The 13,063-nt window shown below is 43.8% G+C and carries 11 protein-coding genes; all 11 read left to right on the top strand.

Annotated features, from left to right (window positions below):
• Nucleotide 1 precedes the first annotated feature (1 nt).
• On the top strand, nt 2-697 hold the full coding sequence (pseF, locus tag EE116_RS03170) for a pseudaminic acid cytidylyltransferase (RefSeq protein ID WP_122873192.1): 696 nt from the start codon (nt 2-4) through the stop codon (nt 695-697).
• Nucleotides 698-703: 6 nt separating this feature from the next.
• Complete coding sequence (locus EE116_RS03165) at nt 704-928, top strand: hypothetical protein (RefSeq protein WP_122873191.1); 225 nt, start codon at nt 704-706, stop codon at nt 926-928.
• The gene (gene pseG, locus EE116_RS03160) at nt 918-1,778 is read left to right on the top strand and encodes a UDP-2,4-diacetamido-2,4,6-trideoxy-beta-L-altropyranose hydrolase (RefSeq protein WP_122873190.1); all 861 of its coding nucleotides are present in this window, start codon (nt 918-920) and stop codon (nt 1,776-1,778) included. Before EE116_RS03165 ends, pseG begins: the two co-directional genes overlap by 11 nt.
• Complete coding sequence (gene pseH / locus EE116_RS03155) at nt 1,763-2,239, top strand: UDP-4-amino-4,6-dideoxy-N-acetyl-beta-L-altrosamine N-acetyltransferase (RefSeq protein ID WP_122873189.1); 477 nt, start codon at nt 1,763-1,765, stop codon at nt 2,237-2,239. The genes pseG and pseH overlap by 16 nt, the downstream gene beginning before the upstream one ends.
• An 8-nt stretch (nt 2,240-2,247) precedes the next feature.
• Nucleotides 2,248-3,276, top strand: coding sequence for a pseudaminic acid synthase (gene pseI, locus EE116_RS03150; RefSeq protein WP_122873188.1), 1,029 nt, complete (start codon nt 2,248-2,250; stop codon nt 3,274-3,276).
• Nucleotides 3,276-5,345 carry a motility associated factor glycosyltransferase family protein gene (locus EE116_RS03145; protein ID WP_206159233.1) on the top strand — a complete coding sequence of 690 codons (2,070 nt, stop codon included), beginning with the start codon at nt 3,276-3,278 and terminating at the stop codon, nt 5,343-5,345. The genes pseI and EE116_RS03145 overlap by 1 nt, the downstream gene beginning before the upstream one ends.
• 71 nt (nt 5,346-5,416) lie before the next feature.
• Nucleotides 5,417-6,202, top strand: a complete 786-nt coding sequence (locus tag EE116_RS03140; RefSeq protein WP_122873187.1) for an ABC transporter permease — start codon at nt 5,417-5,419, stop codon at nt 6,200-6,202.
• Nucleotides 6,199-7,422 (top strand): ABC transporter ATP-binding protein, encoded by a 1,224-nt coding sequence (locus EE116_RS03135; protein WP_122873186.1) that lies wholly within the window; start codon nt 6,199-6,201, stop codon nt 7,420-7,422. The genes EE116_RS03140 and EE116_RS03135 overlap by 4 nt, the downstream gene beginning before the upstream one ends.
• The gene (locus EE116_RS03130; protein WP_122873185.1) at nt 7,415-11,020 is read left to right on the top strand and encodes a glycosyltransferase; all 3,606 of its coding nucleotides are present in this window, start codon (nt 7,415-7,417) and stop codon (nt 11,018-11,020) included. Before EE116_RS03135 ends, EE116_RS03130 begins: the two co-directional genes overlap by 8 nt.
• Nucleotides 11,020-12,051: a GDP-mannose 4,6-dehydratase gene (gene gmd, locus EE116_RS03125; RefSeq protein WP_122873184.1), complete on the top strand. Its 1,032-nt coding sequence runs from the start codon at nt 11,020-11,022 to the stop codon at nt 12,049-12,051. The genes EE116_RS03130 and gmd overlap by 1 nt, the downstream gene beginning before the upstream one ends.
• On the top strand, nt 12,041-12,898 hold the full coding sequence (locus tag EE116_RS03120) for an NAD-dependent epimerase/dehydratase family protein (protein ID WP_122873183.1): 858 nt from the start codon (nt 12,041-12,043) through the stop codon (nt 12,896-12,898). The genes gmd and EE116_RS03120 overlap by 11 nt, the downstream gene beginning before the upstream one ends.
• Nucleotides 12,899-13,063: the final 165 nt, after the last annotated feature.

The raw sequence follows: 13,063 nt of genomic DNA, 5'->3' as shown, positions 1-13,063 counted from the left end.
GATGAGAGACAACCAAAACCGCGCCCTTTGTGTCATCCCGGCTCGCGGCGGCAGCAAGCGCATACCGCGCAAAAACGTTAAAGATTTTCTAGGCAAGCCGCTGATAGCCTACAGCATTGAAGCGGCGCTAAATTCGGGCGTTTTCGAGCGCGTCATAGTGAGCACCGACGATGCTGAGATAGCGGACGTCGCCATCAAATTTGGCGCGCAAGTTCCGTTTATAAGAGACGCCGCGCTGAGCGACGACTACGCCACCAGTAGCGACGCCGTAGCGGACGCGGCGAGAAGGCTAGGCGGCGGATACTCTCATGTCTGTTGCCTTTACGCGACCGCGCCGCTTATCACGGGAGAAATTTTACGCGAGGCATACGGCAAATTTGAGGAAGCGGAGTGCGAGTTTTTATTTTCCTCGACCGAGTTTAGCTTCCCTATCCAGCGCGCGATTAGGCTTGGTGATGACGGCGCCGTAAATATGTTTTACCCGCAGTTTGCGCTCACTCGCTCGCAGGATTTAGAGCGAGCTTATCACGACGCAGGCGCGTTTTATTTCGGTAGGCGCGAGGCGTGGCTGGAGAAAAAACCGATCTTTGCGCCGCACTCAAGGGCGTTTTTGCTTCCGCGAAATTTAGTCTGCGACATCGACACGCCGGAGGATTTCGAGTTTGCGCAGAAGCTTTACCGGATAAATTACGACTGAGGACAAATGCAAAAAGATTACCTAAAAGCCAAAATATCGGTAGCTAGAACGCTCATGCAGATCTTTGCGGTTGCGGGGATCTTGCACATATTTTATCTAGCGGCTAACTACCGCGGGCTAAACGAGATTCAGATCCTATTTTTCGCCTCTGCCGGCGCAGTTTACCTCATCGCCGCCGTGTGTTTGACGCTTAGAATTTTAAATTTGGCGGAAAAACTTGATGAATTTTGACAAAATCTCAAATCTAAAAACCCTCATCCGCGCCGATAGCAGCTCGAAAATCGGGCACGGACACATTAGGCGCGATCTTATCTTGGCGCAAAAATTTAAAGACGTTAGCTTTGCTTGCATCGACCTACCGGGCAGCCTCGCAGGCGAGATACCCTACCCCATTTTCACGCTAAAAAGCATGGACGTAAGCGAGCTGGTAAATTTGATAAAAGAGCATAAATTTGAGCTGCTTGTGATCGATCATTACGGCATTAGCGCGGCGGACGAAAAGCTAATCAAAGAGCAAACGAACGTCCAAATTTTAAGCTTTGACGACAACTACAAAGAGCATTTTTGCGACCACTTGCTAAACGTAAATATCTACGCCCAGCCCCAAAAATACGCAAATCTAGTGCCGGAAGGCTGCGAGCTGATATTTTCGCCGCTAGTTAGGAGCGAGTTTTATGGCGAAGCAAAAATCAAACGCGAGAAAAAATTTAACTACCTCATCGCGCTAGGCGGCACTGACTCGCTAAATTTGACCGCCAAAATCGCCTCAAATTTGCTCGCTAAAAACAAAAAAGTAGCCGCCATCACGACGAGCGCAAACGTAAATTTAGCAAATTTGCAAATTTTAGCGGATAGCGAGCCAAATTTTAGCCTTTTTATAAACTCAAACGAGGTGGCGCGACTGATGAACGAGAGCGAAATTTTAGTGATTTCGGCTAGCTCGCTCGTAAATGAAGCGCTGGTTTTAGGCGCTAAATTTAAAGCCGTGCGCGTCGCGGATAATCAAAACGAGATGGCACAGTGGCTAACGGCAAACGGGCGCGAGATCTACGAGGCGGACGAGATATGCTTGAGCTTATAAATTTCACTGATCTAACTGACGAGCAAATTTTGATGATTTTGCGCTGGCGAAACGACGAGCGCGTCGCAAAATATATGAAAAACAAAAGCGTGAGCGAGCAAGAGCACAGAAAATTTATCGCAAATCTGAAAAACGACGAAACGAAAAGGTATTTTTTGGTAAAAGAGGATAGCGACTACATCGGCGTGATCGATTTTGTGGATATCGCGGCGAATTCTTGCGAATTTGGCATTTACGCAAATCCGGGGCTAAAAGGCAAAGGCAAAATCCTAATGCAAACCATCATAGAATACGCCGCCAAAACGCTTAAGGTCGGCGAGCTAAAATCGTGCGCCTACAACGAAAACGAAAAAGCGATCGCGCTATACCACAAATTCGGCTTTGAAATTTACGGGCGCGACGAGCAAATGAGCTATATGTCGTTATCTTTACGCAAACTTGATATAATGGCTAAAAGTTAGGAAAATTTATGAAAATAGCAAATTTCGACACGAACAAAAAGGTCTTTATCATCGCCGAACTCTCGGCAAATCACTCAGGCAGCTTGCAAACGGCGCTTGACACGATAAAAGCCGCCAAGCGCGCGGGCGCGGACGCCATAAAACTGCAAACATACACGCCTGATAGCCTCACGCTAGATTCGCGCGGCGAGGACTTCATGATAAAAGGCGGGCTGTGGGACGGGGCAAATTTGTATGAACTATACCGGCAAGCTCTGACACCGCGAGAGTGGCACGAGCAGCTTTTTAATGCGGCGCGGGACAAAGGGCTAGTCTGCTTTTCAAGCCCGTTTTGCAACGATGATGCGGACTTTTTAGAGAAATTTAACCCGCCCGCTTACAAGATAGCAAGCTTTGAGGTTACGGACTATGATTTCGTGAGATACGTCGCGCTCAAAGGTAAACCGATCATCATCTCCACGGGCATCGCGACCGAGCAAGAGATCGCCGACGTCGTGCAAATTTGCAAAGATGCGGGAAACGAACAGATCGCGCTTTTAAAATGCACGTCTAGCTACCCTGCTCCGCTTGATGGGATGAACCTGCGCACGATCGCCGATATGAAACGAAAATTTGGCGTCGAGGTCGGCTTTTCAGATCATACGCTAGGCATCGTAGCGCCCGTGGTCGCCGTGAGTCTGGGCGCTCGGATAGTCGAAAAGCACTTTATCCTAGATAAAAGCGTTCGCAGCGTCGATGAAGCTTTTAGCTTGGACGAGCGGGAGTTTGGCGAGATGGTAAAAGCCGTGCGAGACGCCGAAGCGCTGCTTGGCAAAGTAAACTACGAGCTAGATGATAAAGCCGTGCAAAATCGCCGCTTTTCCCGCTCGCTTTACGCTTGCGCGGATATCAAAGAGGGCGAAATCTTTAGCGAAAAAAACATAAAAAGCGTGCGTCCGGGATACGGCTTGCACCCTAAATTTTCGCCGGAGCTACTGGGTAAAAAAGCAAAAAGAGAGATAAAATTTAGCGAGAGAATCACAAAGGAGGATATATAATGGCTAAGAAAAAAGAGGACGAGTACCTAAAACTAAATAGCTTACAAAAAAAAGGCGCTCGCGAAAATCAAACAAGCGACAAATGCGATAAAAATATCGATGAAACCGTCACAAATATCGCAAATCCTATTTTCAAAAAAAATCTTCAAGCGCTTTTTCAACAGGACGAAATTTTAGCCGCGCGCCTTTGGGGCATGAAAGAGACCGAAAAATACGATGTTTTTATAGGAAAAGATCCGATAGATATAAACATCATCGACAATAAAACCCTAAAATACGTCTACGAAAGTCCGGCTAAAGACGTTCTGCACTCTTTAGAGCTGATCGAAAAAGAGTATAAAAGATATCCTATCATGTACTTTTACGGTCTTGGCAACGGTATTTTTTATAAAGCCTTGCTAAAAAACGAAACGCATCAAAAAGTCATAGTCGTAGAGCCCGAGATAGAGATTATTTATATAGCATTAAATTTAATCGACTTATCCGAGGAGCTGATTAGCAAAAGGCTGGTTTTATTTTTCTCAGAATTCGCAACATACTCGCAGTTTTATTTTACAATCTCAAAAGAGATTTTTTCATCTTACGCTAAAACTTATAATCTGCATATCCATACGCCATTTTATCAAACTTTTCATGAAGATATAGTGAGAATAAATAAAGACTTCACTAGAGCCGTATCTCAAATAGTGGTAGCTCACGGCAATAGCATAGACGATACCCTAATAGGCATAAAACACCACATAGAGCATATTCCGGAGATGGTTACAAACTATTGCTATACGGATTTAGTCAGAAAAAGACACGGGCTCATGGATACGGCAATCATAGTATCTACCGGCCCGAGCCTAGATAAACAGCTTGAGGCGCTTAAAAAATTCGCTCCGTATTTTACGGTTATCAGCCTTGACGCATCGTATCCTATTTTGTTAAAGCACGGCATAAAACCAGACTACGTAACATCAATCGAGCGCGTAGAAGCTACGTCCAGCTTTTTTAAAAACAAAAACAAAAAAATAGACGAAGATATTTATTTTATAGTAGCGTCGCTAACGCATAAAAAAACGGTAGATAATATTTTACCGCGCCGCCTAGCTCTTACGATGAGACCGCAACAAAGCGAAATAGTATTTAATATGCCAAAATACGGCTATCTCGGCATCGGCCACTCTACGGCAAACCAGGCTTATCAGTTAGCTTACGCTCTCGGACATAAAAATATTATTTTAATAGGTCAAGATTTAGCCTTTGCCCCGGACGGCAAATCTCACGCCAGCGGGCATGCATTTGCTCAGGCTGACGAATACCTATACGTAGAAGCTTACGGCGGAGAAGGTGAAGTAAGAACGACCTATATATGGGATAAATTTAAAAATCAGTTTGAAAAAGATATAGAGCAGGCTAAAAACGAGCAAATCACTACCTATAACTGCACGGAAGGCGGTGCTAGAATACAAGGAAGTATCGAAAAACCGTTTTTGGAAACTGCAGAAGAGCTTAGTAAAGATAAAAAAGTAAAAAAACTACCGCACATAGAAAAAAACAGCGAAAAAACAGCAAACAAAGACCTGCTCAAAGCCTACAAATTTATCGTAAAAAAAGTACAAACTCAAAATAAAGCAAAACAAAGAATAGAAAAAACATTCCTAGAACTAGTTCCCAAAATCGATAAGATAATGAAGATCAAAGATGAAGGCAAAGTAGACGAAAGTCTATTTGATCCACTAGTAAAAATTATCGACAAAATAGATAAGCTAAAAAATTACATTAGCGGACAAAATCTAAAAAAATATATAGAAAACGTCTTGCAAATCGCCGTATATCATCAAGAACTAGAGCTAGCCAAAATTTCGGTCGCACCCAGCGATACTAAAATGGAAAAAGTAAACAAGCTGCTCGAGTGGGCCGAGATGCACAAATACTGGATGTTTTCGGCTGCAGGCGGCATAAATGCAGATATGGAAGTAACCAAAAAAGCGTCCGAAAATTTAGTCAAAGAGCTAAAGAAGCGAGGACTAATAGAAACAAGCGAAATCGGAGAGGTAAAAGAGGAGTTTAAGCTAAGCATTTAAATTTCGATTTTTCTTTATTTTTAGCCTTTATTTGATAAAATCACGCAAATTTAGCTAAATCGGACGAAAGATTGTTTTCAAATATTTATACGTATAGGTTTTTTATCGTAAATTCGGTCAAAAACGAGTTTATAACCAAATTTGCAAAAAGTAAACTGGGCGTAGCGTGGGCGATACTGCATCCGCTAGCCCAGGTGCTCATCTACGCGACCATACTCTCCTCAGTACTCTCGGCCAAGCTGCCCGGCATCGATAACAAATACGCATACGCGATCTATCTAATGAGCGGGATGCTTTGCTGGATGCTTTTTAGCGAGATTTTTTCGCGCTGCATCGGAATTTTTACCGATAACGCCAACATAATCAAAAAAATGTCTTTTCCCAAAATCGTCCTTCCGGCTACCGTAGTTTTAAGCTCAGTGATAAATAATCTCATTTTATTCGCCGCAATAGCAGTCGTATTTGCTTTTTTGGGACATTTTGCCGGCGTAAATTTGATCTTTTTGCCGATTTTATCCGTCATTACTATGATGTTAGCCGTAGGTTTTGGGCTGTTTTTCGGCGTGATAAACGTCTTTATGCGCGACGTAGGCCAGATCATCGCTATCGTCTTGCAGTTTTTATTTTGGCTAACGCCCATCGTTTATATGACGAGCATTTTACCGTCAAATTTGCAAGAGCTTATCTACATAAATCCGCTTGTGGGCGTCGTTAGCGGCTATCACGATATTTTGATCTACGATAAGACGCCGGATTTTTCGCTTTTGATTTATCCGATTATTATCGGCGCGGCAAGCCTTGGAGCTGCGTTTTTCGTTTATAAACGAGCCGAAGAAGAGATGGCGGACGTTTTATGATTTTATCGGTTCAAAATATCTGTAAAACTTACTTGGATTACGAGAGCAACTTTAAGCGATTTGCCTCGTGGTTTAGCAAAAATAAAGAAGAAAAAAACGTAAAAACCGTGCTAAAAGACGTAAGCTTTGACGTGGGAGCCGGCGAGGTAGTCGGGCTAATCGGTCAAAACGGAGCGGGCAAGAGCACACTTTTAAAAATCATATCGCACACGCTAAAGCCCTCAAGCGGCCGCGTAACGAGCGGGGCTAAAATTTCGTCCATATTAGAGCTAGGCATGGGCTTTCACGGCGATCTAACCGGCAGGCAGAATGCCTACCAGTCCTGCTCTCTCATGGGATACTCGAAAGAGCAAATCGACGAAATAATAGCCTATATCGAAGACTTTGCCGAGATAGGCGAGTATTTTGATTATCCAGTGCGAATTTACAGCAGCGGCATGCAGATGCGCCTTGCTTTTTCGGTCGTCACGGCAAACCGCCCAGATATACTCATCATCGACGAAGCGCTATCGGTAGGCGATGTGTATTTCCAGCATAAAAGCTTTGATAAGATAAAAGAATTTAAAAGCCTAGGCACTACGCTCATCATAGTTTCGCACGATAGCGGTGCGATAAAATCGATCTGCGACCGAGTAATCTTGCTAGAAAAAGGGCAAATTTTAAAAGACGGCGAGCCTGAAGCCGTACTTGATTATTACAACGCCCTAATCTCAAAAAAACAAGACGTACAAATCTCGCAAGTAGCCCTAGAAAACGGCAAAATCGCAACCGTATCCGGCAACAAAAAAGCCTGCATAAAAAACGTTGAAATTTTAGACGCCGCAGGCAAAAAGATACAAAATTTAGAAGTCGGCAAAAAAATCAAACTAAAAGTAACGGTGCAAGCAAACGAAAATTTGCTCTCGCTAGTACTGGGCTATCAGATCAAAAATCGCTTCTCGCAGGTCGTCTACGGCACAAACACTTACCACCTAAAGCAAGCTTTAAAAAATCTCAAAAAAGGCGAGGAGTACGACTTTAGTTTTGAATTTGACGCAAATTTGGGCGTCGGATCGTTTTCCGTAACGATAGCGCTGCACGATAGCGACAACCACCTGCAAAACAACTACGAATGGCGCGACAACGCAATCATTTTTAACGTCGTAAATTTTAGCAAGCCCGATTTTGTCGGTCTTGCGTATCTTGAACCGAGTTTAGAAGTAAAGAGAATAAATGGATAAATTTTATAAAAGTTTCGAGGATAAATTTAGGGGAGATAAGAGCGAGATCAAAAAACGCCTGCTTGCTTATGAGCCGTTTTTGCAAATTTTAAAGCAAAATAACGAAAAGCCGGCGGCGGTCGATCTAGGCTGCGGCAGAGGCGAGTGGCTTGAAATTTTAAAACAAAACGGCTTTATCGCGCGCGGTTGCGACGTTAGCGAGGAGATGATAAAAGAGTGCGAGAAAAACGATCTTGAGGCCAAAAAACAAGGAGCGATAGAGTTTTTAAGCGAGCTAGAAAACTCAAGTCTTGCGCTTGTTAGCGCATTTCAGCTTGTGGAGCATTTAGAGTTTAGCGAGCTTTGCGAGCTAATAAAGCAAGCGCGCCGAGTTCTAAAAGACGGCGGTATCTTGATACTTGAAACGCCAAATCCTGAAAATTTACGCGTCGCTACGCTAACTTTCTATTTAGACGTTACGCACGTAAAGCCTATCCCACCGATGTTACTTGAGTATCTGTGCAAATTTGAAGGCTTTAGCGATACTTTTATGATGAGACTAAACTCAAATTTGAGCTTTAGCGAGGATTTGCAAAATCAAAACGTCACGTTAAGAGACGTTTTAAGCAGCGTCGGGCTTGATTACGCAGTTTTGGGGCTTAAAAACGGCGACGAAAAAACCCGCGAGGCGTTTTTGAGCGCGGCTAAAAGCGGCTATAGTTTTGAAGAGTTAGCCGATAGGTTCGACGTAGGGGCGTTTGAAAATAAAACTCAGATGCTCGAGCTAAAAAACGATGTTTGGAAGGAGTCTTTGGAGACAAAAGAGGCTCTTTGGAAAAGCTCGCTTGAGCTGATGGAAAGCAAAAATCAAATCGCAAATTTGCAAAACGAAAATGCGCGCCTACACGAAGATCTAGAAAATCTACTCGGCAAATATCTCGCGCTAAACCACAAAGTCTACGTCCTAGAAAACGAGGCTCCCGTTATCAAAAACGATATCGAGCATCTTAAAATTTTCGTCGCCAAATTTAAAAGGGTCGCAAAGCCGCTTATTTGGGTATATAAGTTTTTGAGATTTTGTAAAAATTTAGCTAAAGATAATCTCAAAAAAGCACTCAAATTCGGTATAAATTTAACCGAAAAGACGGCAAATAACAATCCTAAATTTAAAAAGAATCTCAAGATATTTTTAAATAAATTCCCGGCTCTTAGGGCGAGAATCTTTAGCCTCAAAGGGCAAATAAGGGACGATATCTACGTCTCGCAAGAGGGCGTTTTCGAGCCGAACGTTTTTGAACTAAAGCACTCAAAAGAGTACGAGCAAAATTTGGAGCTAAAAAATCTCAAATTTAACGAAAACTTTAGCGAGCTAACGGTAATCGGCAATATCAGCGGACACTACAGTCTAGCCGCGATAAACAGAAACATCATATTTAGACTACTAAACAAAGTAAAAAACGTCTTTGTTATCTGCTATCACGCAAACTATTTCGATAAAATCGAAGACATCGCGATAACCAAAGACGAGTATGAAACTCTAAGAAGCATAGTGCCGGATAAAAACGCACCCGCAATCAGAAGCGACGACAAGGTCGCGATCTACCACCACTACCCGCTAATCGAAGACGTGCGCGAAGGCTACGGCTTTGAGATCGCGGTATTTTTCTGGGAGGAGTCGCGTATCCCGCCTAGGACGATCGAAATTTTAAACGCCAAGTATAGAGGCATTTTAGTTTCGACGTTTTTTATCAAAAAAATCCTAATAGATAACGGCTGCTATACGCCCGTAAAAGTAGCCGACATCCCGCTAAAAATGCCGCCCGAGCCAAGCGTTTTGCAAGAAAATAGCGAACAAAAGCGCGAGATAAAGCTCTTTCACATCTCGTCGTGCCTACCTAGAAAGGGTGCCGACGTGCTACTACGAGCCTTTAACGAAGCTTGCAAAAAAGCTAAATTTGAGCTAAGCCTAACGATAAAAAGCTTCCCTAATCCGCACAACAGCGTAACCGAGCAAATCGAGCTTTTAGTCGATAAAAAATACAGAAGCAAAATCCGCGTCATACTAAACGAAGATTTAACCGCGCTTGACGTGGCGAACCTCTACGAGCAGTGCGATATCGTCGTACTACCGACGCGCGGCGAGGGACTAAATATGCCCGCGATCGAAGGCGTACACTACAAAAAGCCGGTTATCTCCACCGACTATAGCGGCCAGTGCGAGTTTCTGGACGATAGCTGCGAGTTTATCGGATACAAATTTGCGCCGGCCGTTACGCATTTTAATCTAAATTATTCATTTTGGGCGGAGCCTAGCGTCAAGGATCTAAGCGAAAAGATCCTCAAAGTAGCCGAGCAAATTTTACAAAACCGCACGCCAAACATAGAACCGCTAAAACAGAAGGTCGATGAAATGATGTTTGGCGAGAAAAACGCGCTAAATTTTATCTCGAGCATCTCGCATCTAAAGTCCTTTAAAAACGAGCCAGTAGGGCTAAAAATAGCCTATTTTTCGACGTATAACGCCGTTTGTGGTATAGCCGAATACTCAAAATACCTAACGGACGAGCTTGCGCGGGCGGGCGCAGATTTGCAAATTTATACTTGGAGCGAGCAAAAGCGCGCCAAGGATTCAAATTTAAGTAAAGAAAACGACGAGATCAAAGTCTTTGAAATAGAGCGCGAAAAGCTACTATCGGGGCTTGAGACGGATGCGAATATAATTTGGCTACAACATCATTTTACCTTTTTCGAGATAGACGAAAAGCTAAAATCAGACGTCCTCGCTCTAAAATCTCAGGGAAAAATTTGCTTTATCACGCTTCACAGTACTAAGCAAATCCTAAACTACCCGCACCAAACTCAGCAAAACTGGCACGATACGCTTTACGAATTCGACCGAGTTTTCGTCCACAGCATCGACGATCTAAATACGCTTAGACTACTCGGGCTTGCCGATAACGTCACGCTAGTGCCGCACGGAACGCAAAATTTAACGAGCGCTCAAATCAAATGCAAAGAAGCGGACGGCAAATTTAGGGTAGGATTTTTAGGACTGCTATTTGCGCATAAAAACCTACCTGTGCTACTAGAAGCTTTTGCGAAATTCAGTCAAAATATAGACGCAAAACTAGTGATAATCAGTCCGGTCGCAAGCGCGGACGGCGAGGCGGAGCTACAAAGATGCCGCAAGATTTGCGAAAAGCTAAATTTGAGCGAAAAAATAGAGTGGCATACGAGCTTTTTACCGATAGAAACTGTAAACGAAAAACTAAGTTGTTGCGATGCGATCGTATTGCCGTACGGACAGACCGACGAGGGTAGTAGCGCAGCAGCCAGAGTCTCTCTAAGTCTTTGTAAAAACGTTATAGTTACGCCGTCAAGAATCTTTAGCGAGATGCAAAATATCACGATAGCGGCGGATGGTTTTAGCGACGAGGATATCCTAGAACAACTAGAAAAAGTAAAAAATAATGAAATAGATGGTAAAATTTATGATAAGCGCATAAAATGGCTAGAAGAAAACAGCTGGCAAAATATCGCCGGTCTTTATTTAAGAATCTTTAAAGCCATAAATACTGATCATAATTTTATGCGACATTTAAAAAACGGAGAAGAATAATGAAAAAAGCTATAATCACGGGCGTCGGAGGCCAAGACGGCGCGTATCTGGCTAGATATCTGATCGATCTAGGATACGAGGTCTACGGCGGATACAGGCGAGCGGTGAGCCCGAATTTTTGGCGATTAAACGAGCTAGGCCTTTTAAACGAGCCAAATTTTCATTTGGTGGAGTTTGAGCTAACCGACCCATTTAACATCCTAAGCGCCGTTAATGAACTAAGACCCGAGGAAATTTACAACCTAGCCGCTCAAAGCTTCGTGGGCGTTAGTTTTAAAGAGCCGTTTCACACCGCAAACGCTACGGGCATCGGCGCGCTAAATATACTAGAGGCGATAAAGACGGTCGATAAAAGCATCAAATTTTATCAAGCCAGCACATCCGAGATGTTTGGCAAAGTCCAAGCCGTCCCGCAAAGCGAAACCACGCCCTTTTATCCGCGTTCGCCGTACGGAGTGGCAAAGCTTTATGCGCATTTTATCACGGTAAATTACCAAGAAAGCTATGGTATTTTCGCCTCAAGCGGCATTTTATTTAATCACGAAAGTCCGCTAAGAGGGCTTGAGTTCGTCACGAGAAAAATCACGAATACGGCCGCAAAAATCGCCCTAAAAAAGGCTAAGACCTTGGAGCTAGGCAACCTAGACGCAAAGCGCGACTGGGGCTATGCCAAAGAATACGTCGAAGGTATGCACGCAATGCTACAAGCTCCGGCCCCCGATACTTTCGTACTAGCTACCGGAGTAACGACCACGGTTAGGGATTTTGTAAAGCTTAGCTTTGAAGCGCTAGATATCGGAATAAAATTCGAGGGCGAAGGCATAAACGAAGTCGGACTAAACGACAAAGGCGACGTGATCGTAAAGATAAATCCGGCATTTTTTAGACCCGCGGAGGTCGATCTGCTAATAGGCGACGCCTCAAAAGCCAAGCAAAAGCTCGGTTGGAGCGCAAAGACTGATCTAAAGGGACTTTGCGATATGATGATAAAATCCGATCTAAGGCGCATCGAGGCGGGATTTGAGTTCTAAGCGAGTTTTTATCACGGGGATCGAGGGCTTTACGGGTCGCTATCTGGAGCGATACCTTTGTGCGCTCGGCTACGAGGTCTCAGGCAGCGCCCTGAGCCCTAGCGCGCCTAATCATACGCGCCTTGATCTGCTTAACAAAGACAGCATAAAAGCCGCCTTTGGCGCAAAATTTGACTACATCATCCACCTGGCAGCAGTATCTTTTGCCATGGCCGATCCCGCCGAGATAAAAAACGCAAATGAAATCGGCACGCTAAATTTGCTAGAGGCTCTAGGTTCCGTTAAATTTGAAAAGGCGATCTTTGCAAGCTCGGCTAGCGTCTACGGCGGAGGAGATATGCCCATGTGCGAAAACTCTCCGCTAAATCCGCAAAGCATATATGCCGAAAGTAAAATTTTCATGGAGGAGCAGATAGCCAGAAGCGGACTGCCTTTTATCATCGCGCGCCCATTTAACTACACAGGTGCTGGACAAAGCGAAAATTTCCTCATACCAAAAATAGTGCGACATTTTAAAGATAAAGCTCATACAATAAAACTCGGAAATTTGACGCCAAAGCGCGAATATAACGACATAAACGATGTTGTGAGAATATACGAGCAACTACTAAAACTCGAAGCTAACGATAAAATTTTTAACATTGGCTCTGGTAAGGCTTATAGTATTGAGCAAATTTTACAAATTTTACGCTGCCTAAGCGGACATGATATAGCGGTGCAAAGCGATCCCCGATTTATCAGAGCAAACGATCCCGCCCTACTCGTCTGCGATACAGCAAAACTACAAAACTATGGCATAGTTCCTTGCAATGGAGAGATCGAAAAGCTACTCCGCTCTATGCTTTAGATCTATACATCTTGCAATACCTTGACCAAAATATAACATTTAAATTTTTATATAGCTAAAGCAAGCTCACATCTTAATCACTAAGGTCAGAATTCGCGCATAGGCGGCCGGAACACCCATTTTGACTACTTTTTTCTACTGACTTTATTTGAGGCTTTTAATACA

It is taken from the genome of Campylobacter showae (assembly GCF_900573985.1).
Lineage (GTDB): Bacteria > Campylobacterota > Campylobacteria > Campylobacterales > Campylobacteraceae > Campylobacter_A > Campylobacter_A showae_E.
This window is presented reverse-complemented; position numbering and strand designations above follow the sequence as displayed.

What these genes read in the sequence shown, in the direction of transcription:
- pseF (WP_122873192.1), top strand. Translation starts at nt 2, where the DNA reads ATGAGAGACAACCAAAACCGCGCCCTTTGTGTCATCCCGGCTCGCGGC.
- EE116_RS03165 (WP_122873191.1), top strand. Translation starts at nt 704, where the DNA reads ATGCAAAAAGATTACCTAAAAGCCAAAATATCGGTAGCTAGAACGCTC.
- pseG (WP_122873190.1), top strand. Translation starts at nt 918, where the DNA reads ATGAATTTTGACAAAATCTCAAATCTAAAAACCCTCATCCGCGCCGAT.
- pseH (WP_122873189.1), top strand. Translation starts at nt 1,763, where the DNA reads ATGCTTGAGCTTATAAATTTCACTGATCTAACTGACGAGCAAATTTTG.
- pseI (WP_122873188.1), top strand. Translation starts at nt 2,248, where the DNA reads ATGAAAATAGCAAATTTCGACACGAACAAAAAGGTCTTTATCATCGCC.
- EE116_RS03145 (WP_206159233.1), top strand. Translation starts at nt 3,276, where the DNA reads ATGGCTAAGAAAAAAGAGGACGAGTACCTAAAACTAAATAGCTTACAA.
- EE116_RS03135 (WP_122873186.1), top strand. Translation starts at nt 6,199, where the DNA reads ATGATTTTATCGGTTCAAAATATCTGTAAAACTTACTTGGATTACGAG.
- EE116_RS03130 (WP_122873185.1), top strand. Translation starts at nt 7,415, where the DNA reads ATGGATAAATTTTATAAAAGTTTCGAGGATAAATTTAGGGGAGATAAG.
- gmd (WP_122873184.1), top strand. Translation starts at nt 11,020, where the DNA reads ATGAAAAAAGCTATAATCACGGGCGTCGGAGGCCAAGACGGCGCGTAT.